This is a genomic window from Pseudomonas sp. B21-031, from assembly GCF_024748985.1.
Classification (GTDB): Bacteria; Pseudomonadota; Gammaproteobacteria; order Pseudomonadales; family Pseudomonadaceae; genus Aquipseudomonas; species Aquipseudomonas kermanshahensis.
This window is the reverse complement of the sequence record NZ_CP087181.1, coordinates 4594387-4614722: the sequence shown is the minus strand read 5'-3', so window position 1 is coordinate 4614722 and position 20336 is coordinate 4594387. Positions and strand designations below refer to the sequence as shown.

Annotated in this window: 22 protein-coding genes and 2 tRNA genes; 18 read left to right on the top strand and 6 right to left on the bottom strand. The window is 60.5% G+C overall.

Annotated elements, in window-relative coordinates; genetic code table 11:
* Nucleotides 1–122: 122 nt before the first annotated feature.
* Together LOY53_RS20600 and LOY53_RS20595 are read right to left on the bottom strand one after the other, a co-directional pair.
* A tRNA-Met gene (locus LOY53_RS20600) sits at nucleotides 123–199 on the bottom strand.
* Nucleotides 200–333: 134 nt separating this feature from the next.
* Nucleotides 334–410, bottom strand: a tRNA-Met gene (locus tag LOY53_RS20595).
* Between the two features lie 221 nt (nucleotides 411–631).
* Between LOY53_RS20595 and dinB the strand changes: the two genes are divergently transcribed.
* The gene (dinB, locus tag LOY53_RS20590) at nucleotides 632–1690 is read left to right on the top strand and encodes a DNA polymerase IV (RefSeq protein WP_177408589.1); all 1059 of its coding nucleotides are present in this window, start codon (nucleotides 632–634) and stop codon (nucleotides 1688–1690) included.
* Nucleotides 1691–1718: 28 nt separating this feature from the next.
* Here dinB and LOY53_RS20585 read toward each other — a convergent pair whose 3' ends face one another.
* The 3 genes from LOY53_RS20585 to LOY53_RS20575 form a co-directional block, all read right to left on the bottom strand.
* On the bottom strand, nucleotides 1719–2672 hold the full coding sequence (locus tag LOY53_RS20585; protein ID WP_258703234.1) for a hypothetical protein: 954 nt from the start codon (nucleotides 2670–2672) through the stop codon (nucleotides 1719–1721).
* Nucleotides 2673–2692: 20 nt separating this feature from the next.
* Nucleotides 2693–4408, bottom strand: a complete 1716-nt coding sequence (locus LOY53_RS20580; protein WP_252825557.1) for a proline--tRNA ligase — start codon at nucleotides 4406–4408, stop codon at nucleotides 2693–2695.
* Nucleotides 4409–4568: 160 nt separating this feature from the next.
* Nucleotides 4569–5852: an OprD family porin gene (locus LOY53_RS20575; RefSeq protein WP_027594676.1), complete on the bottom strand. Its 1284-nt coding sequence runs from the start codon at nucleotides 5850–5852 to the stop codon at nucleotides 4569–4571.
* Between the two features lie 765 nt (nucleotides 5853–6617).
* Here LOY53_RS20575 and LOY53_RS20570 point away from each other — a divergent pair.
* Nucleotides 6618–7040 (top strand): HIT domain-containing protein, encoded by a 423-nt coding sequence (locus LOY53_RS20570; RefSeq protein ID WP_099455081.1) that lies wholly within the window; start codon nucleotides 6618–6620, stop codon nucleotides 7038–7040.
* A 1-nt stretch (nucleotide 7041) separates the two neighbouring features.
* Nucleotides 7042–7248: a SlyX family protein gene (locus LOY53_RS20565; protein ID WP_027594674.1), complete on the top strand. Its 207-nt coding sequence runs from the start codon at nucleotides 7042–7044 to the stop codon at nucleotides 7246–7248.
* 39 nt (nucleotides 7249–7287) lie between these two features.
* Here the strand turns inward: LOY53_RS20565 and LOY53_RS26735 are convergent, their stop codons facing one another.
* Nucleotides 7288–7881, bottom strand: a complete 594-nt coding sequence (locus LOY53_RS26735; protein ID WP_276534090.1) for a cold-shock protein — start codon at nucleotides 7879–7881, stop codon at nucleotides 7288–7290.
* A gap of 276 nt (nucleotides 7882–8157) precedes the next feature.
* Here LOY53_RS26735 and LOY53_RS20555 point away from each other — a divergent pair, with 276 nt between their 5' ends.
* The 15 genes from LOY53_RS20555 (at nucleotide 8158) to ybgF (ending at nucleotide 20244) form a co-directional block, all read left to right on the top strand.
* Entirely contained in the window at nucleotides 8158–8631 is a 474-nt protein-coding gene (locus tag LOY53_RS20555; RefSeq protein WP_009684045.1) for a Dps family protein, read from the top strand.
* Between the two features lie 180 nt (nucleotides 8632–8811).
* On the top strand, nucleotides 8812–9141 hold the full coding sequence (locus LOY53_RS20550; RefSeq protein WP_252825556.1) for a ribbon-helix-helix domain-containing protein: 330 nt from the start codon (nucleotides 8812–8814) through the stop codon (nucleotides 9139–9141).
* Between the two features lie 92 nt (nucleotides 9142–9233).
* Nucleotides 9234–9455, top strand: a complete 222-nt coding sequence (locus LOY53_RS20545; RefSeq protein WP_027594670.1) for an FmdB family zinc ribbon protein — start codon at nucleotides 9234–9236, stop codon at nucleotides 9453–9455.
* A gap of 93 nt (nucleotides 9456–9548) precedes the next feature.
* Nucleotides 9549–11324 carry an aspartate--tRNA ligase gene (aspS, locus tag LOY53_RS20540; protein ID WP_027594669.1) on the top strand — a complete coding sequence of 592 codons (1776 nt, stop codon included), beginning with the start codon at nucleotides 9549–9551 and terminating at the stop codon, nucleotides 11322–11324.
* A 114-nt stretch (nucleotides 11325–11438) separates the two neighbouring features.
* Complete coding sequence (locus LOY53_RS20535) at nucleotides 11439–12185, top strand: YebC/PmpR family DNA-binding transcriptional regulator (RefSeq protein WP_252825554.1); 747 nt, start codon at nucleotides 11439–11441, stop codon at nucleotides 12183–12185.
* 226 nt (nucleotides 12186–12411) lie between these two features.
* A complete protein-coding gene (ruvC, locus tag LOY53_RS20530; protein WP_027594667.1) occupies nucleotides 12412–12936 on the top strand; it encodes a crossover junction endodeoxyribonuclease RuvC in 525 nt (174 codons plus the stop codon).
* 109 nt (nucleotides 12937–13045) lie between these two features.
* Nucleotides 13046–13663, top strand: a complete 618-nt coding sequence (ruvA, locus tag LOY53_RS20525; protein ID WP_027594666.1) for a Holliday junction branch migration protein RuvA — start codon at nucleotides 13046–13048, stop codon at nucleotides 13661–13663.
* A complete protein-coding gene (gene ruvB / locus LOY53_RS20520; protein WP_027594665.1) occupies nucleotides 13660–14706 on the top strand; it encodes a Holliday junction branch migration DNA helicase RuvB in 1047 nt (348 codons plus the stop codon). Before ruvA ends, ruvB begins: the two co-directional genes overlap by 4 nt.
* A gap of 124 nt (nucleotides 14707–14830) precedes the next feature.
* Nucleotides 14831–15283, top strand: coding sequence for a tol-pal system-associated acyl-CoA thioesterase (ybgC, locus tag LOY53_RS20515; protein ID WP_258703233.1), 453 nt, complete (start codon nucleotides 14831–14833; stop codon nucleotides 15281–15283).
* 2 nt (nucleotides 15284–15285) lie between these two features.
* Complete coding sequence (gene tolQ / locus LOY53_RS20510) at nucleotides 15286–15981, top strand: protein TolQ (RefSeq protein WP_008090219.1); 696 nt, start codon at nucleotides 15286–15288, stop codon at nucleotides 15979–15981.
* 14 nt (nucleotides 15982–15995) lie between these two features.
* Nucleotides 15996–16448, top strand: coding sequence for a protein TolR (tolR, locus tag LOY53_RS20505; protein ID WP_258703232.1), 453 nt, complete (start codon nucleotides 15996–15998; stop codon nucleotides 16446–16448).
* A complete protein-coding gene (gene tolA, locus LOY53_RS20500) occupies nucleotides 16448–17572 on the top strand; it encodes a cell envelope integrity protein TolA (protein ID WP_252825550.1) in 1125 nt (374 codons plus the stop codon). Before tolR ends, tolA begins: the two co-directional genes overlap by 1 nt.
* Nucleotides 17573–17598: 26 nt before the next feature.
* On the top strand, nucleotides 17599–18870 hold the full coding sequence (gene tolB / locus LOY53_RS20495; protein WP_033694211.1) for a Tol-Pal system beta propeller repeat protein TolB: 1272 nt from the start codon (nucleotides 17599–17601) through the stop codon (nucleotides 18868–18870).
* 54 nt (nucleotides 18871–18924) lie between these two features.
* Nucleotides 18925–19422 (top strand): peptidoglycan-associated lipoprotein Pal, encoded by a 498-nt coding sequence (gene pal / locus LOY53_RS20490; protein ID WP_008090230.1) that lies wholly within the window; start codon nucleotides 18925–18927, stop codon nucleotides 19420–19422.
* Between the two features lie 6 nt (nucleotides 19423–19428).
* On the top strand, nucleotides 19429–20244 hold the full coding sequence (gene ybgF, locus LOY53_RS20485; protein WP_027594661.1) for a tol-pal system protein YbgF: 816 nt from the start codon (nucleotides 19429–19431) through the stop codon (nucleotides 20242–20244).
* The last annotated feature ends 92 nt before the right edge of the window (nucleotides 20245–20336 follow it).

Below are 20336 nucleotides of genomic sequence, written 5' to 3'. Positions count from 1 at the left end.
CATTCTACAGCTTGTTGAGTCTGTGTAAAGCGTTAATTGTTGATTTCTCAACCTTTTTTCTTCTGCATCATTTTCGATGCAAAGAAAAAGGCCACTGCGTTAACAGTGGCCTTCTCTTTATTTGGTTGCGGGAGCCGGATTTGAACCGACGACCTTCGGGTTATGAGCCCGACGAGCTACCAGACTGCTCCATCCCGCGTCTGTGGGGCGGATTCTACAGTTTATTGACGGTGTGTCAAGCGTTAGCTCTTGATTTATCGTCAATTTTCTACAATGACTTTTTCGAGGCCAAAGAAAAAGGCCACTGCGTTAACAGTGGCCTTTTCTCGAATCTGGTTGCGGGAGCCGGATTTGAACCGACGACCTTCGGGTTATGAGCCCGACGAGCTACCAGGCTGCTCCATCCCGCGCCTGTGAGATCGAATTCTACGGATTTCCCGCCCTATGTCAAGCATTATTCCAAGAAAACCCTTTTTCGTTCAAACCCTTAGCGTTTGAGCACGGGGCGCGGGGCAGGCGCACCGGGCGTTGCAGGCCGATTGTCGAGGGATGCGCCGCCCAGGCTATTGCGCCAGAGGGGCCATGCGATACTATCTGTATGAATCTACAGTACTGACGGTCATCCATGTCCTTGCGCAAGATCATCCATGTCGACTGCGATTGCTTCTACGCCGCGATCGAGATGCGTGATGACCCGCGCCTGGCCGGTCGGCCCATGGCGGTCGGCGGGTCGGCCGACCATCGCGGGGTAATCGCCACCTGCAACTATGAAGCCCGCGCCTATGGCGTGCGCTCGGCCATGTCCTCGCGCCATGCGCTCAAGCTGTGCCCTGACTTGCTGATCGTCAAACCCCGTTTTGAAGCCTATCGCGAGGCATCCCGCGAGATTCACGCCATTTTTCGCGATTACACCGAGCTGATCGAACCCTTGTCGCTGGATGAGGCCTACCTGGATGTCAGCGACAGCCAGTGGTACGCCGGTAGCGCGACACGGATTGCCGAGGACATTCGCCGGCGCGTCGCCCGTACCCTGCATATCACAGTGTCGGCGGGTGTCGCCCCCAACAAGTTCCTGGCCAAGATCGCCAGTGACTGGCGCAAGCCCAATGGCCTGTTCGTCATCACCCCGGGGGAGGTCGAGGCGTTTGTCGCAGCCTTGCCCGTCGCACGGTTGCATGGGGTGGGCAAGGTCACGGCGGACAAGCTGGCGCGGTTGGGTATCGATACCTGCCTGGACCTGCGCGCGTGGTCGCGCCTGGCCCTGGTGCGTGAGTTCGGCAGTTTTGGTGAGCGGCTTTGGGGGCTGGCGCGGGGGATTGATGAGCGTGCTGTGCACAATGACAGCCGCCGGCAATCGGTGAGCGTGGAAAATACCTACGATACCGATCTGCCGGACCTGGCCAGTTGCCTGGAGCGTCTTCCTGCGTTGCTCGACAGCCTTAATGAGCGCATTGCCCGCATGGACAGCAGCTACCGGCCGGACAAGCCTTTCGTCAAGGTCAAGTTCCACGACTTCAGCCAGACGACGATGGAGCAGGCGGGGGCAGGCAGGGATCTGGAAAGTTACCGGCAATTAATGAAGCAGGCCTTCGCGCGCGGTGACAAGCCAGTGCGTTTGTTGGGCGTCGGGGTCAGGTTGCGGGATTTGCGCGGTGCGCATGAGCAACTGGAGCTTTTCCCACCTAAATGAACAAGGGCCGCTAAGCGGCCCCTTTCATTTATCGCACGCCTGGGTCAGCTACCAGCCGCCCGGTGGCCTTGGTCAGGGATTGCAGGAATTCCTGCTGCAGTTCCGGATCGTTGCGCGTCAGCTCGATCAGGCTCTGCTCCATTTCACTGGCTTCCTCTTCCAGGCCCAGTTCGGACAGGCGTTTGACCCGGTGTACCCACTGGCTGACATCATCGTCTTCCAGGTCGTCGAAGATCAGCTCATGCGCTTCAAGCAGCTTGTTGCGCAGCGTTGCGCTGACCAGCAGGCTGGCGTCACCGCGCACCGCATTGTCCTCATCGACCACCTGCAGGTGCAGGGTGCCAATGTGGTTGAGGTTCTGCTCGGAGAACGGGCTGTCGAGCAGGTTCAGGCGCAGCACGCCGTTTCTGTCGGTGGTCAGCTCGTGGGTGAGTTTACCGGCCTTGACTTCGACCAGGCGCTCGCTCCAGGGCAGGCTGGTGGACTCTTCACGCTGGTCCTTCTGCACTTCGCTGATCCCAGCAAGGTTCTGCTGGGCGCGACCGTTGGACTGCACGTTCATGAACGGGTTAAGCCCCGCCACGCCGTAGCTGAGCCAGTCGTGGGTCACGCTTTCAGGCAGGTTGCCCAAGGCGAACACATTGACCACGTTGGCACCCACGCCCGCCACCACAGCCACCGCACCCAATGGGATCTCGTAGATCTCCCGCCAGGGCTGGTAAGGCGTGTAGCGGTCGTAGCGCCGGGTAACTTCGAACTCGGTGACTTCGAAGCGCTTCAGCTCATGCACGCGCACACGTCGTTGCGGCAGCTCCATCACCTTCGGCTCGCCGACATCGATCTGCAGACTGTGTTCGAGCAGTTTTCGCTCGACGCGCTCCTCGTGCTCGCTGCGCTGGGACATCTGGTTGGCGCAGCCGCTGATGAGCAGGGCGCCGCACAGTGCGGCGCCCCCCAGGGGAAAGGTACTTCGCTTGGACATGATCACTCGTGCATTGATTATCAGCGGCGAACGCGGGCCTGCAGGAACGACAGCACTTCATTGAGTGGCAGCGCTTGAGCATCCTGTTCGGTGCGGTGCTTGTATTCCAGGTTGCCTTCGGCCAGGCCACGGTCACTGACGACGATGCGGTGCGGGATGCCGATCAGCTCCATGTCGGCAAACTTGATGCCTGGGCTGGTCTTCTTGTCGCGGTCATCCAACAGCACTTCGAAGCCGGCGGCAGTCAGTTCGGCGTACAGCTTGTCGGTCGCTTCGCGAACCACGTCGGTTTCATAGCGCAGCGGCACCAGGGCGATCTGGAAAGGCGCCAGGGCGTCGTTCCAGATGATGCCTTTGTCGTCGTAGCTCTGTTCGATGGCGGCGGCGACCACGCGGGACACGCCAATGCCATAGCAACCCATGGACAACACGACAGGCTTGCCGTTCTCGCCCAGTACCTGGCACTTGAGTGCCTCGCTGTACTTGGTGCCGAGCTGGAAGATGTGGCCCACTTCGATGCCGCGCTTGATCACCAGGGTGCCCTGGCCGTCTGGGCTTGGGTCGCCTTCCACGACGTTGCGCAGGTCGGCGACTTGTGGAACCGGCAGGTCGCGCTCCCAGTTGACGCCGAAGTAGTGCTTGTCATCGATGTTGGCGCCGATGCCGAAGTCGCTCATCAGGGCAACCGAACGGTCGATGATGCACTCCAGTGGCAGGTTCAGCGGGCCGAGCGAGCCTGCACCGGCGCCGATGGCGTCACGCAGTTCAGCTTCGGTCGCCATGACCAGCGGGTCGGCAACCTGTTCCAGCTTGGTGGCCTTGATTTCGTTGAGCTCGTGGTCGCCACGGACGATCAGGGCGATCAGCTTGCCTTCTTCGGCGCCGCGCACGATCAGGGTCTTGACGGTTTTCTCGATCGGCAGGCCGAAGTTTTCGACCAGCTGGGCGATGGTCTTGGCGTCCGGCGTGTCGACCAGGCGCAGCTCCTCGGCAGGGGCAGGGCGCACGGTTTCACGCGGGATGGCTTCGGCCTTCTCGATGTTGGCAGCGTAATCGGAGCTGTCGCTGAAGATCACATCGTCTTCACCGGATTCGGCCAGCACGTGGAATTCGTGCGAGTAGCTGCCACCGATGGAGCCGGTGTCGGCTTGCACTGGGCGGAAGTCCAGGCCCAGGCGGGTAAAGACGTTGCTGTACGCCTGGTGCATGCGGTCGTAGGTTTCCTGCAAGGAAGCCTGGTCGGCATGGAAGGAGTAGGCGTCCTTCATGATGAACTCGCGGCCGCGCATCAGGCCGAAGCGTGGGCGGATCTCATCACGGAATTTGGTCTGGATCTGGTACATGTTGAGCGGCAGCTGTTTATAGCTGGACAGCTCGTTACGGGCCAGGTCGGTAATGACTTCTTCGTGGGTTGGGCCGACGCAGAAGTCGCGGTTGTGACGGTCTTTCAGGCGCAGCAGCTCTGGGCCGTACTGCTCCCAACGGCCGGATTCCTGCCACAGTTCGGCGGGCTGGATGCTGGGCATCAGCACTTCCAGGGCGCCGGCGGCGTTCATTTCCTCGCGTACAACGGCTTCGACCTTGCGCATCACTCGCAAGCCCATCGGCAGCCAGGTGTACAGGCCAGAGGCCAGTTTGCGGATCATGCCGGCGCGCAGCATGAGCTGGTGGCTGATGACCACTGCGTCGGCAGGGGTTTCTTTCTGGGTGGCGAGCAAATATTGACTGGTGCGCATGGTGGGCCGTGTCGATTGCCTAAGACGTTGAAATGACCCCGCATTGTACGGGGGCGAAACGAAGGCGTACAGGATGCCCCAGGGCGTGACACTTGTCAGCCAAGAAAAAGCCCGGCGTGATCGCCGGGCTTTTTCAAGTGCGGGGCACTGCAAGCCAGGCTTACAGGATGCTCAGCGGGTACTCGACGATCAGACGCAGTTCGTCGATCGAGCTCGAACCGTAGTACACACCGTCGCTGGAACGGTAGGTGGCCTGACGGACACGGAAGCTCAGGTCTTTCGCTGGGCCGCTCTGCATGACGTACTTGACGTCTACGTCGCGTTCCCATTCCTTACCGTCGTCGGTGGTACGAGTGGTTGCACCGGTACCGCGAGCGTAGCGGGTCATGAAGGTCAGGCCTGGTACGCCGAACTCGGCGAAGTTCAGGTCGTAGCGAGCCTGCCAGGATTTCTCGTCTTCGGCGTTGAAGTCGGAACGGGCAATGGAGTTGGCCAGGAACACGGTACCGCCGCCGTCCACGCCGTAGGCGTAGTCACCGTCGCCGCTGACTTTCTGGTAGGCCAGGGTGAAGGTGTGGGCGCCGATGTTGTAGGCGGCCGACAGGCTGGCTGCGATGTTGTCGAGCTCGTTGGTGCCGTCGGACTTGGTGACGAATGCCCCGGTGCGGTTGGCGCCGATCGACTTGGTGTCATAGATGTTGAAGTCGAACACCAGGCCTTGCTTGTCGCTGATCGGCAGTGCCCAGTTGATGTTGCCGTACCACTTACGGAAGTGATCTTCGATGTGCGAGTAGTAAACGCTGGTGCTGAGGCTGTCAGTGAACGCGTAGGTACCGCCGAAGATGTTGGCTTCGGTCAGGTTCAGGCTGTCATGGTAGGTCTGAGCCTGGGCGTTCATGGCGGTGAAGTGACCGGCGTTCAGGGTCAGGCCATTGATCTCGTTGCTGGTGATCAGGCCGCCTTCGGCAACTTCCGGCAGCAGGCGGCTGTCGTCAGTGGCGAATACTGGCATGGCGGTGAACTGGTCACCGAACTTCAGCACGGTATTGGAGATGCGCATTTTTACAGCGCCGCCGCCTTCGGAGTAATCATCCTGCGAACGGCCGTCGGAGCCTTGTGGGAACAGGCCGGTGCCGGCGCGACCTTTGCCGCTGTCCAGTTTCAGGCCGAGCATGCCGATGGCGTCGACGCCGAAGCCTACGGTGCCCTGGGTGAAGCCCGATTCGTAAGTGCCGAGGAAACCAAGGCCGGTTTCTTCCACGCGGCTCTGAGTGCCGGCTGGGTTGTTACGGAAGTCACGGCTGAAGTACAGCATGCGAGTTTTGACGTTCAGCTGGCTGTCTTCGATGAAACCCTTGGACTCGTCTTGTGCAGAGGCGAAGGCCAATTGCGAGGTCCCTGCCGAAACGGCCAGGGCGATCATGCTCCACTTCATCACGCGCATCGTGATTTGCTCCTTTGGTTTTTTAGGAAGAGTACCGCTGCGCCCAAGTCTTTTAGTTATATGGGGCAGCTCTTTCTTGTTATGTCGGCGGAAATGTATAACACGCTGACTGTTGTTGGCGATATGGGCATATTCAACGTTTCGGGAACTTTATGGCCATGTCGCTTTCAGGTATTTCCATGTCGCAAATCACGTCCCGGATTCCCGGGTCGTACAACGCCAGCGCTGTTCCTGTCACCGTAACGAATCCGTAACTACAGGTTCCGGTTAGGGAAACTCCCTGGTGTATCCAAAGCGGCTGTTGTTATTTGTTGCGTACATCGCTTGATGCAGATGTCGTGCCGACTTGGCGGGAGAGGAATGCAACAAGCGTGCTCAAAAGTACCGCCGGTTCATGAAATTTTCACAAATGAGGCTGCCGAAGGTCGGAAAGTACCGTAAACACGGGGCGAGGCTTGTCTGATGGTGTGCCACAACAGTGGCGGTTTTCAAATTCAAAACCTGTCATAAAAGTCAATGTGTTACCGGCAACTGTTCATGCGGAGTCATTCGTGTGGGTAAAAGCGTAGTGGTGTGCTCGTTTGCGGCCTCATTTTGGTGCGAAAAGTAGCGGTGTGTTACCGCGGCTGTGCAGGCAGGAGGTACTCATGAACTTAAAGTGTGCAATGCCGGGCTGCTGTTGCATGCCGACGCGTGCGAAGCAAGGTATCCTTGCGCAATGTTCCCGTGTGTCGCGGGCCCGTTGTCGAGTATTGGAGGTTGATAGTGGTTGAGATGGATTCGCGTTTACAGCAAGACACCTATGTACTTGGAGACTTCCCGTTGTGCCGTGTGTTGCTCAGCAAAGACGCCAATTACCCTTGGTTCATCCTGGTGCCTCGTCGCGCTGGGGTGAGCGAATTGTTCGACTTGAGCCAGGAAGACCAGGCGCAGCTGTGGAAAGAAACCACGTATCTGGCTGAAGTGCTGAAGGGTGAATTCAAGGCTGACAAGATGAACGTTGCCACCCTGGGTAACGTTGTCAGCCAGATGCACATGCATGTGATCGTCCGTCACACCCATGACGCCGCATGGCCAGCGCCGGTATGGGGCAAAGTGCCCGCCGTCGAGTATGCGCCGGGGCAAGTCGATGCCATTGGTCAGCGCCTGCGCGCGCTGCTCAACGATGACTACCAGCAGGTGGCTTGAAGTGTCCTCTGAATCGCGAATCATCGAGCTGGAAACCCGCCAGGCCTTCCAGGACGACACGCTTCAGGCGCTCAATGATGTGGTGGTCGAGCAAGGGCGTGTGATCGAGCGCCTGCAACTGCAGATGGCCGAGTTGCTCAAGCGTTACGAAGAAATGGTGGGGCAGTACGGCAGCGAAGGTGAAGAGGCGCCGCCCCCTCATTATTGAGTTGAGGCAGCCCTGGCCTTGCACCAGGGCTGCACACGGTCAGCGACGGGTTACCGCAACCACATCTTCGGCCTGCAGGCCTTTGTCACGGTGCATGACCGAAAACTCGACGCGCTGGCCTTCGACCAGAATGCGGTGGCCTTCGCCGCGGATGGCGCGGAAGTGCACGAAGATGTCATCGCCCGAATCGCGGGAAATGAAGCCAAAGCCTTTGGATGTGTTGAACCACTTGACGGTGCCCGTATCGCGGTTGCTGGCCTCCAAGGGGGCGCTTTGGCTCGCGCGGGATTTTCGGTTGGTTCGGGCGAAGCCCGCAGCCAAGTGCAGCACCACGGCCAATGCCGCGCAGACCAGGGCGGCCAGGTTGCCCATTTCGGGGCGAGCCAGCAGCGTCAGGGTCTGCAATACCACGGCCACCACCAGCAGGGCGCAAGCCAGGTGCTGCAATTGTTGCCGGGCACCTCGGTAATACAGCGGCACGACCGGGGCCAATACCAGGTTAAGCAGGCCGAGCAGTGCCAGGTAGACCGCGTCGGGTTGCTGCAGGAAGGGTGTTGCGTCGGTTTTCAGGCTGGGTATGAGCGATAGCAGCAAAGCCGCTACGCCCGTCACCAGATGGACGATCTTGAACATGGGTTGGCTCACAGTTGACAAGCTGATCACAGGAAGAGCTGGCGACACGGTGCGCATGAGGTGTAAAGCGCGAACACGTGGTAGGCCAGCCTATGCACCCGGCAATAACAGTCCGCACGGGTGGCACCCTGCCTATTTAACAGCAAAGGCGCAGGCTACTCAAACCGCAGGCCGCCACAGCCGATGTGTTGCGCCATGTCACAGGCGGGTTGCGCCAAGTGTTGATACAGTTGGAAGGGCCCGCTTGATCATCAAGCTCATGGAAAGGGGAACTTCATGGCAATTGATATCGGTATCAGTGAAGAAGATCGCAAGTCCATCGTCGATGGGCTGTCCCGCCTGTTGTCGGATACCTACGTGCTGTATCTGAAAACCCATAACTTTCACTGGAACGTCACCGGTCCGTCGTTCCGAACCCTGCACCTGATGTTCGAAGAGCAATACAACGAGCTGGCGCTGGCGGTGGACTCGATTGCCGAGCGGATCCGTGCCCTGGGCTTCCCAGCACCGGGGTCCTATGCTTTTTATGCGCGGCATTCTTCGATCAAGGAGGAGGAGGGCGTGCCGGCGGCGGAGGAGATGATCCGTCAGCTGGTCCAGGGCCAGGAGGCGGTGGTGCGCACCGCGCGCAGCATCTTCCCGGTGGTGGACAAGGTAAGCGATGAACCGACCGCCGACCTGTTGACTCAGCGTATGCAGGTGCACGAGAAGACCGCCTGGATGCTGCGCGTCTTGCTGGACGGTAAATAGTCGCCACATAGCGTCAGAAGCGTCTGAAAGCCCGGCTGCCGGCAGTGCAGCCGGGCTTTTTGTGTTTCTGCGGGAAGGTTTTGCCGCTGCTTCGAAGGCGCAGGCTGGCGCTTCATGGTTGCCCTAGGGCCCCGGGTACAGGGGCAATGGCAGTCGCGATGGAGTGGCCGGATGGTAGGCATGATGCAACAAGGCAAGCGAGGCGGTGGTCAGGGGCGTTGGCCGGGCAAGCAATGCGTCGACCCCTTCAAGGCCGACTTCGACATGCTGCAGATCAGGCCGGTGTCGCGTTCGGTCCGGCTCAACGGGTTTTCCACCTGTCTGCGCCTGGAAGCGGTCTACTGGGGGATCCTGGAGCGTATCGCCGAGGCCAACCGCTGCTCGGTCAGCGCAGTGTTGTCCTACGTGGACCGCGAGGTGCATCTGCGACAGGGCGGGGTGCGCAACTTCAGTGGCCTGATCCGCGTCATCTGCGTCGCCTGGTTGCTCGATCCGCCGAGTGCACGCTGATCGCCAGGCGGGCTGCGCAGTGCTTGCTAACCATATATAATCCCGCTTTTTGCTGCCCCGGCAGCCAGTGTTATGGTTGACGAGAGACACCCATGCCCCTTTATGACTATCAATGTGCGTCCTGCGAGCACCGCATGGAAGTGCTGCAGAAGATCAGCGCTGCGCCGCTGACCGATTGCCCGGCCTGTCAGGCGCCGGCACTGAAGAAGCTGCTGTCGGTACCCGGTTTTCGCCTGAGCGGCACCGGTTGGTACGAAACCGACTTCAAGACCGGGGCAAAAAAGAACCTTGCAGGCGGCGACAAAGCCGACTGAGTTGAATGCTGTGACCGGGTCTTGCAGTATTAGCCCTCTGGGCGGCCAAGGCCTCCACCGAATACACGAATCACGAGAAGCGAAACCACCATCATGATGCGCAGCCATTATTGCGGCCAACTGAACGAGAGCCTGGACGGCCAGGAAGTCACCCTTTGCGGCTGGGTCCATCGTCGCCGCGACCACGGCGGGGTGATCTTCCTCGACATCCGTGACCGCGAGGGCATGGCCCAGGTCGTATTCGACCCCGATCGCGCCGAAACCTTCGCCGCCGCCGACCGTGTGCGCAGCGAATACGTCGTGCAAGTCACCGGCAAGGTTCGCAAGCGCCCTGACGGTGCGGTGAATGCCAACATGGCCTCCGGTGCCATCGAGATCCTTGGCTACCAGCTGACCGTGCTCAACGAAGCCGAAACCCCGCCGTTCCCGCTCAACGAATACTCCGACGTTGGCGAAGAAACCCGCCTGCGCTATCGCTTCATCGACCTGCGTCGCCCGGAAATGGCCGACAAGCTGCGTCTGCGTTCGCGCATCACCAGCAGCATCCGTCGCTTCCTCGACGAGAACGGCTTCCTCGACGTCGAGACGCCGATCCTCACCCGTGCCACGCCAGAAGGCGCGCGTGACTACCTGGTACCGAGCCGTACCCACGCAGGCAGCTTCTTCGCCCTGCCGCAGTCGCCTCAGCTGTTCAAGCAGCTGCTGATGGTCGCCGGTTTCGACCGCTACTACCAGATCGCCAAGTGCTTCCGTGACGAAGACCTGCGTGCTGACCGCCAGCCGGAATTCACCCAGATCGACATCGAGACCAGCTTCCTGGATGAGTCCGAGATCATGGGCCTCACCGAGAGCATGATCCGCAAGCTGTTCAAGGAAGTCCTGGACCTGGAGTTCGGTGAATTCCCGCACATGACCTTCGAAGAAGCCATGCGCCGCTACGGCTCCGACAAGCCAGACCTGCGTAACCCGCTGGAACTGGTCGACGTTGCCGACCAGCTGAAGGATGTCGACTTCAAGGTATTCGCAGGCCCGGCCAACGATCCGAAGTGCCGCGTTACCGCCCTGCGCGTGCCAGGCGCCGCCAGCATGCCGCGCAGCAAGATCGACGAGTACACCAAGTTCGTCGGCATCTATGGTGCCAAGGGCCTGGCGTACATCAAGGTCAACGAGCGCGCCAAGGGCGTCGAAGGCCTGCAGTCGCCGATCGTCAAGAACATCCCTGAAGCCAACCTCAACGTGATCCTCGATCGCGTTGGCGCGGTCGATGGCGACATCGTCTTCTTCGGTGCCGACAAGTTCAAGATCGTCAGCGAGGCCCTGGGCGCACTGCGCATCAAGGTCGGCAACGACTTCAACCTGCACACCTGCGAGTGGGCACCGATGTGGGTCGTCGACTTCCCGATGTTCGAAGAGAACGAAGACGGCAGCTTCACCGCGCTGCACCACCCGTTCACCGCGCCGAAGTGCTCGCCGGAAGAGCTCGAGGCCAACCCGGCTACAGCCCTTTCCCGTGCCTACGACATGGTCTTGAACGGTACTGAGCTGGGTGGCGGTTCGATCCGTATCCACCGCAAAGAGATGCAGCAGGCGGTGTTCCGTCTGTTGGGTATCGAAGCGGCGGAACAGGAAGAGAAGTTCGGCTTCCTGCTCGACGCCCTGAAGTTCGGTGCACCGCCTCACGGTGGCCTGGCCTTCGGCCTGGACCGCCTGGTCATGCTGATGACCGGCGCCCAGTCGATCCGTGAAGTGATCGCCTTCCCGAAAACCCAGAGCGCTGCCTGCGTCATGACCCAAGCCCCAGGCATGGTCGACGCCAAGGCCTTGCGCGAGCTGCATATCCGCCTGCGCGAACAGACCAAAGTCGAGTAAGCGGGCCCCGGGCGCATCCAGATGGATGCGCCTTTGCGTTACGGCGCAGGTATTTTTGTCGTTGCGCCCCGTCAGGGGCGCAATTGTTTGTGTTTCAAAGAATTTGGAGTTGTTATGGCTGGTCATTCCAAGTGGGCGAACATCAAGCACCGCAAAGAGCGCCAGGATGCCAAGAGAGGCAAGATCTTCACCAAGTGGATTCGCGAGCTGACCGTTGCGGCCAAGCAAGGCGGTGGTGATCCGGCGTCCAACCCGCGTCTGCGCCTGGCGCTGGACAAGGCGCTCGGCGCCAACATGAGCCGCGATATCATCGACCGTGCTGTGGCTCGTGGTGCTGGCACCAACGAAAGCGACAACGTCGAAGAACTCAGCTACGAGGGTTACGGCCCAGGTGGCGTGGCGATCATGGTCGAGGCCATGACCGACAACCGCAACCGTACCGCGGCAGCCGTGCGTCATGCCTTCACCAAGTGTGGCGGCAACCTCGGTACCGACGGCTCGGTGGCCTACCTGTTCGAGCGCAAGGGCCAGATCAGCTTCGCAGCGGGCGTTGATGAAGACGCCTTGATGGAAGCCGCGATGGAGGCCGATGCCGACGACGTCGTCGCCAATGACGATGGTTCGTTCGACGTCTTCACCTCGTTCAACAGCTTCTATGCCGTGCGTAATGCCCTGGAAGAGGCTGGCTTCAAGGCCGATGACGCTGAAATCGTCATGCAGCCGACCACCAGTGCCGAACTGGATCAGGAAGGTGCGGAGAAGGTGATCAAGCTGATCGACATGCTTGAAGACCTGGATGATGTACAGAACGTCTATTCCAATGCGCAGATTTCCGACGAGATCATGGAAAAACTCGGCTAAGGTGTCGTCTACAAGGCTGTAATTGGGGCCGCTGCGCGCCCCATCGCAGCGGTTCGTCGCCACGACAAGCCAGCTCCTACAGGTAACGCGCTGATCTAGGAAGATGCGCTGTACCTGTAGGAGCTGGCTTGTCGTGGCGACGAACCGCTGCGATGGGGGGCGCAGCGGCCCCAATGGCCTTGAATCAAGCTCAGGCTTCCAAGCATCTCCCTATACGACAGGCTTTATGACTCTGATTCTTGGTATCGACCCCGGCTCGCGCATCACCGGGTATGGCGTTGTGCGCCAGACTGCCCGTGGTTGCGAGTACGTGGCGTCGGGTTGTATCCGCACGGGCAGTGGTGAGTTGCACGAACGTCTGCAGATAGTCTTTCGCGGTGTCAGCGAGATCATCAAGCTGCACGAGCCGGTGACCATGGGCATCGAGCGAGTGTTCATGGCCCGCAACCCCGACTCGGCGCTAAAGCTCGGCCAGGCCCGCGGTGCGGCGATCGTCGCCGCCGCTGAGGCCGGCCTGGAAATCGCCGAGTACAGCGCCACCCAGGTCAAGCAGGCCGTGGCGGGTACGGGCGGGGCCAACAAGGAGCAAGTGATGATGATGGTCATGCACCTGCTCAAACTTACGAAGAAGCCGCAGATCGACGCCTCTGACGCCCTGGCCATCGCCCTGTGCCATGCCCACACCCGTTCCAGCCTGGTACCGCACGGCCTGGCCACGGCACGGCGTCGCGGCGGGCGCTTGCGTCTGTAGTCGCTTCATGCGGTGATACACATTTTGTTCAGGTGAAGCGTTCACCTGAGGCATTTGCTGATAGGGTTGAGCGGTCTTTGATCGGCTCCCCAAGAGGAAGGATCGGAACGTGATTGGACGTTTGCGCGGCACCCTGGCGGAAAAGCAACCGCCGCACCTGATTATCGACGTCAATGGCGTGGGCTATGAGCTGGAAGTGCCCATGACCACCCTGTATCGCCTGCCCAAGGTGGGCGAAACGGTTACCGTGCATACCCACCTGGTGGTGCGCGAAGACGCGCACCTGCTCTACGGGTTCCACGAAAAGCGCGAGCGCGAACTGTTCCGCGAGCTCATTCGCCTCAATGGCGTTGGGCCGAAGCTGGCGCTGGCCTTGATGTCGGGCCTGGAAGCCGACGAGCTGGTGCGCTGCGTGCAGGCCCAGGACACCTCGGCCCTGGTGCGCGTGCCTGGTGTCGGCAAGAAGACCGCTGAGCGTTTGCTGGTCGAACTCAAGGACCGCTTCAAGGCCTGGGAAACTTCACCGGCCATGTTCACCCTGGTGTCTGACGGGCCGGTGCCGGTCAGCAGTGCCTCCACGGCCGAGGCCGATGCCGTCAGTGCGCTGGTTTCCCTGGGCTACAAGCCGCAGGAAGCCAGCAAGGCAGTGTCCGCCATCAAGGACAAGGCAGGCCTGAGCAGTGAAGAGCTGATCCGCGCCAGCCTCAAAGGGATGATTACCAAGTGATCGAAGCCGACCGTCTGATCGCCGCCAGTGGGCGTGACCGCGAAGAGGTCCAGGACCGCGCGATCCGCCCCCTGCGCTTGGACGAATACATCGGGCAGCCGGTGGTGCGTGAGCAGATGTCGCTGTTCATCCAGGCGGCTCGTGGTCGCAGCGAGTCACTCGACCATACCTTGATCTTTGGCCCGCCCGGGTTGGGCAAGACCACCTTGGCCAACATCATTGCCCATGAGATGGGTGTTTCGGTCAAGAGCACCTCGGGGCCAATCCTCGAGCGCCCGGGTGACTTGGCGGCGATGCTGACCAACCTCGAACCTCATGATGTGTTGTTCATCGACGAAATTCACCGGCTTTCACCAGTGGTCGAAGAAGTGCTCTACCCCGCGATGGAAGACTTCCAGCTCGACATCATGATCGGCGAAGGGCCCGCCGCCCGCTCGATCAAGCTTGACTTGCCGCCGTTCACCCTAGTGGGTGCCACCACCCGCGCAGGCATGCTGACCAACCCCTTGCGTGACCGCTTCGGCATCGTCCAGCGCCTGGAGTTCTACAGCGACAAGGACCTGGCAACCATCGTCAGCCGCTCCGCTGGCATCCTGGGCCTGGTCATCGAAGACCAGGGCGCCTTCGAGATCGCCCGCCGTGCCCGTGGCACGCCGCGTATCGCCAACCGCCTGCTGCGCCGTGTGCGCGACTATGCCGAAGTGCGCGGCAAGGGCCAGATCACCAAGGCCGTGGCCGACCTGGCGCTGAACCTGCTGGACGTCGACGAGCGTGGTTTCGACCATTCCGACCGCCGCCTGCTGTTGACCATGATCGAGAAGTTCGACGGTGGCCCGGTGGGGGTAGACAACCTCGCCGCCGCCATCAGTGAAGAGCGTCATACCATCGAAGACGTACTCGAACCCTACCTGATCCAGCAGGGTTACATCATGCGCACACCGCGCGGCCGTGTGGTCACCCGGCATGCCTACCTGCACTTTGGCCTGAATGTTCCCGGGCGTTTGGGGGAGGGGGGGGATTTTTCCGAGCCAGGCGATGAATGACAGATCAAAACCGGCTTTTTGTGGTCCTACCGCTGGCATGCCCTCGGCGCGCTGGCAATAAGACATTAATGAGAAAAAACAGTTGCCGCAGCGGATTGGCAAGCTGAGGAGTAAGCACTAGAGTATGCGCGCGCAAAATCAGCTCGAATCGTTCGCCCACCGTTGTCGCGTCTACTACGAAGACACCGATGCGGGCGGCGTGGTGTATTACGTCAACTACCTGAAATTCATGGAGCGCGCGCGTACCGAGCGGCTGCGGCACCTGGGCTTTTCCCAGTTGCAGCTGGCCGGGGAGAACCTGCTGTTCGTGGTCCATTCCAGCGAGGCGCGCTACCACGCGCCGGCGCGGTTGGACGATGAACTGCGGGTGACCGCGCAAGTACTTGAACTCAATCGTGCCAGCCTGCGCTTCGTGCAGCAGGTCTGGCGGGAAAAGGATGAAACGCTGCTCTGCGAGGGGCAGTTCCTGGTGGCCGCCGTGCGCGCCGACACTTTCAAACCCCGAGCCATACCCCCCAAGCTGCGCGATGCCTTTATGGCGGACGGCTCGGGTACTCAATCGAATGCAGGAGAATAAGCGTGGAAGCTAACGTCGTCGACCATACCTCCATGTGGAGTCTGGTCAGCAATGCCAGCGTGGTGGTACAGCTGGTAATGCTGATCCTTGTGGCCGCCTCGGTCACCTCATGGATCATGATCTTCCAGCGCAGCACCATGCTGCGCGCCGGTCGTCGAGCGCTGGATGCCTTCGAGGAGCGTTTCTGGTCGGGTATCGACCTGTCCAAGCTGTACCGTCAGGCCGGCAGCAACCCAGACCCGGATTCGGGTGTGGAGCAGGTCTTCCGTGCAGGCTTCAAAGAGTTCTCGCGCCTGCGCCAGCAGCCGGGTGTAGACCCGGACGCGGTCATGGAAGGCGTTGGCCGAGCCATGCGCGTGGCCATCTCGCGTGAGGAAGAAAAGCTCGAGCAGAGCCTGCCGTTCCTCGCCACCGTCGGTTCGACCAGCCCGTACATCGGCCTGTTCGGTACCGTATGGGGCATCATGAACTCCTTCCGCGGCCTGGCCAGCGCCCAGCAAGCCACCCTGGCCACGGTTGCCCCGGGTATCGCCGAAGCGTTGATCGCCACTGCGATCGGCCTGTTCGCGGCGATCCCCGCCGTTATCGCGTACAACCGTTTCGCCGCGCGCAGCGAAGTGCTGATCGGTCGTTACTACACCTTCGCCGACGAGTTCCAGGCGATCCTGCACCGCAAAGTGCACACCAGCGAAGAGTAATCAGGTAGAAGCCCATGGCCCGAGTTCGCCACAAACGCAAGCCGGTCGCCGAGATGAACGTGGTGCCCTACATCGACGTGATGCTGGTGCTGCTGGTCATCTTCATGGTGACGGCCCCAATGCTCAACCAGGGCGTGAAGGTCGACCTGCCCAAGGTTTCCAGTGAAGCCTTGCCGCAGGACAACAACGTCCAGATCCTCACCATTTCCATCAAGGCCGACAAGACCTACTACTGGAACCTCGGCAGCGAAGTCGATACCGACAAGCAGATGGACAAGGCCATGACCTTGCCCGACATGACCAACGCAGTGTCCAAGATCATTGCCGCCGGCCGTGACCAGGGCAAGCAGACACAGGTCTTCATTCGTGGCGACAAGGCTGTCGACTACGGCGCGGTCATGGGTGCCATGGGCGGGTTGCAGAAGGCCGGTGTCGGTAACGTTGGCCTGATTACCGAGGCGCCCTGATGCAACAGCGAGAGCCATCCGCCTCGGAAAGCTACTTCTGGCCCAGTGTCTGGGCCATCGGTCTGCACGTGCTGGTGTTCGGCATGCTGTTCGTCAGTTTTGCCATGACGCCTGAACTGCCGCCTTCCAAGCCGATCGTCCAGGCTACCCTGTATCAGCTGAAGTCCAAGAGCCAGGCGACTACCCAGACCAATCAGAAGATTGCCGGGGAAGCGAAGAAAACCGCCTCGCGCCAGACCGAAGTCGAGCAGTTGGAACAGAAGAAGGTCGAGCAAGAGGCCGTTAAGGCCGCGGAACAAAAGAAAGCCGACGCCGCTCAAAAGGCCGAAGAGGCTCGCGAAGCCGCCGAGGCCAAGAAGGCTGAAGCCGCTGAAGCCAAGAAGGCGGAGGAGGCTGCCAAGGCCACCGAGGCCAAGAAAGCCGCCGAAGCCAAGAAAGCCGAGGAGGCGAAGAAGGCCGCCGAGAAACAGCAGGCCGACATCGCCAAGAAGAAGGCTGAGGAAGAGGCCAAGAAGAAAGCCGAGGAGGAGGCCAAGAAAGAGGCCGCCGAAGAAGCGAAAAAGCAAGCCGCCGAGGACGCCAAGAAAAAGGCAGCCGAAGAGGCCAAGAAGAAAGCAGCCGAGGACGCCAAGAAGAAAGCGGCGGCCGAGGACGCGAAGAAGAAGGCAGCTGAAGAGGCCAAGAAAAAGGCCGCTGCAGACGCCCAGAAGAAAAAGGCACAGGAAGCGGCCCGCAAGTCGGCGGAAGACAAGAAAGCCCAGGCCCTGGCCGAGCTGTTGTCCGACACCACAGAGCGGCAGCAGGCACTGGCTGACGAGCAAGGCGACCAGGTGGCCGGCAGTTTCGACGACCTGATCCGTTTGCGAGCGGCCGAAGGCTGGGCGCGTCCGCCTTCCGCGCGTAAGGGCATGACGGTGGTCCTGCAGATCAACATGTTGCCAGATGGCACCATCACCAATGCCAGCGTTCTGCGCTCCAGTGGCGACGGTCCGTTCGACAGTTCGGCGGTGGCAGCAGTGAAGAACATCGGTCGTCTGACCGAAATGCAGGGTATGAAGCCGAGCGATTTCAATCAGTATCGTTCGTTCAAGATGACATTTACACCTGAGGATCTAGCGTTGTGATTAAACGTCTGAGAGGACTGCTGGTCATGCTTTGCTGCGTAGCAGGCATGGCGGTAGCAGATGAAAAGAACATCCTGGTCACCAGTGGCAGCGACCGGGCCACTCCCATCGCGGTAGTGCCGTTCGGTCTGCAGGGCGGCAGCGTGCTGCCCGAAGACATGGCCGAGATCATCGGCAACGACCTGCGCAACTCCGGCTACTATTCGCCGATTCCGCGTCAGAACATGATCAGCCAGCCTTCCCAGGCCAGCGAAGTCATCTTCCGTGACTGGAAAGCGCTGGGCGCGCAGTACGTCATGGTCGGCAGCATCGTGCCGTCCGGCGGCCGCCTGCAGGTGCAGTACGCCCTGTTCAACGTCGCCACCGAGCAGCAAGTGCTGACCGGTAGCGTGGCGGGCAGCGTCGACCAGTTGCGCGACATGTCGCACTACATCGCCGACCAGTCGTTCGAAAAGCTCACCGGCATCAAGGGTGCGTTCTCGACCCGCATGCTGTACGTGACGGCCGAGCGTTTCTCTACCAATAACACCCGTTACACCCTGCAGCGTTCGGACTACGACGGTGCCCGGGCAGTGACCCTGCTGCAATCGCGTGAGCCGATCCTGTCGCCACGCTTTGCACCGGATGGCAAGCGCATTGCCTATGTGTCGTTCGAGCAGAAGCGCCCGCGTATCTTCGTTCAGCACATCGACACCGGTCGCCGTGAGCAGGTCACCAACTTCGAAGGCCTCAACGGCGCGCCTGCCTGGTCGCCGGATGGTTCGCGCCTGGCGTTCGTGCTGTCTAAAGATGGCAACCCGGACATCTATGTGATGAACGTGGCGTCGCGTCAGATCAGCCGTGTCACTGCTGGCCCAGGTATCAATACCGAGCCGTTCTGGGGCAAAGATGGCAACACCCTGTACTTCACCTCCGACCGTGGCGGCAAGCCGCAGATCTACAAGCAGTCGGTCAGTGGTGGTGGTGCCGAGCGCGTAACTTTCGTGGGTAACTACAACGCCAACCCGAAACTTTCGGCGGACGAAAAGACGCTGGTGATGATTCACCGTCAGCAGGGCTTCACCAACTTCAAAGTGGCGGCACAGGACTTGCAACGCGGAAGTGTAAAGATTCTCTCGGAAACAAGTCTTGATGAGTCTCCCACTGTTGCGCCAAACGGCACCATGCTAATCTACGCCACCCGCCAGCAGGGCCGGGGAGTCTTGATGCTCGTGTCGCTTAATGGCCGCGTGAGGCTCCCACTTCCTACCGCTCAAGGCGAAGTCAGAGAACCGTCCTGGTCCCCTTTCCTGAACTGATTGCGGCGTAATACGTTTTGCTTAACACACTGGGGTTTCATTAGGAGTTTCACGATGGAAATGCTGAAGTTTGGTAAATTCGCTGCGCTGGCTCTGGCCATGGCTGTAGCTGTAGGTTGCTCCTCGAAAGGCGGTGACAACGCTGGTGAAGGCGCTGTTGACCCGAACGCTGGCTACGGTGCCAACACTGGCGCGGTCGACGGCTCCCTGAGCGAAGAAGCCGCCCTGCGCGCAATCACCACCTTCTACTTCGAATACGACAGCTCGGACCTGAAGCCAGAAGCCATGCGCGCTCTGGACGTTCACGCCAAGGACCTGAAGTCCAACGGCAACCGCGTTGTTCTGGAAGGCAACACCGACGAGCGCGGCACCCGCGAGTACAACATGGCTCTGGGTGAGCGTCGTGCCAAGGCCGTTCAGCGTTACCTGGTTCTGCAGGGCGTTTCCCCTGCTCAGCTGGAACTGGTCTCCTACGGTGAAGAGCGTCCGGTTGCCACTGGCAACGACGAGCAATCCTGGGCTCAGAACCGTCGCGTAGAACTGCGTAAGTAAGTTCCTATGCGAATGTGCCGCCGTGTTGTAACCGTCCTCGCACTCAGCCTGCCGCTCGCGGCTTGGGCTGAGGTCCCTGTAGTAGATGACAACGCGGGTGGGTATCCACCTGCGGGTTATGGCACGAGCGGCGCCTATGCCGGGGCAGGGGCTTCGACCCCTGCCTCAGCACAGGGCCAGCTGTTCATGCAGCTGCAACAGATGCAGGATCAGCTTTCCCGCCAGCAAGGCATCATCGAAGAGCTGCAAAACGATGTGTCGCGCATGAAGCAGGAAAACCTGGAGCGATACCAGGATCTGGACCGTCGCATCAACAGTGGTGCCGCGCCTGCCGCGACCCCTGACAATTCCGCTACCGGTGGCGCATCCAATGCCGCCGCCGGTGCAGCAGCAGGCGCCGCTGGCGCTGCTGCACAACAACCGGCCGCCAGCAGCGAGCCCGGTGATCCGGCGAAAGAAAAGCTCTACTACGATGCTGCTTTCGACCTGATCAAGCAGAAGGACTTCGACAAGGCCAGCCAGGCGTTCAACGCCTTCCTGCGCAAGTACCCCAACAGCCAGTACGCCGGCAACGCCCAGTACTGGCTGGGTGAGGTGAACCTGGCCAAGGGCGACCTGCCAGGTGCCAGCCAGGCCTTCGCTCAAGTGAGCCAGAAGTACCCCAAGCACAGCAAGGTGCCTGATTCGCTGTACAAGCTGGCCGACGTCGAGCGCCGCATGGGCCACACCGACAAGGTCAAAGGCATTCTGCAACAGGTCATCACCCAGTACCCCGGCACCTCTGCCGCGCAGCTGGCGCAGCGCGACCTGCAGAAGCTCTAAGCAGCACCTTTTAAAAGAAACCCGCGCGAGTCGCGGGTTTTTTCGTTAGAATCAGTGCCCTTTTTCCTAAACACGCTGCTGCGGATAACGCC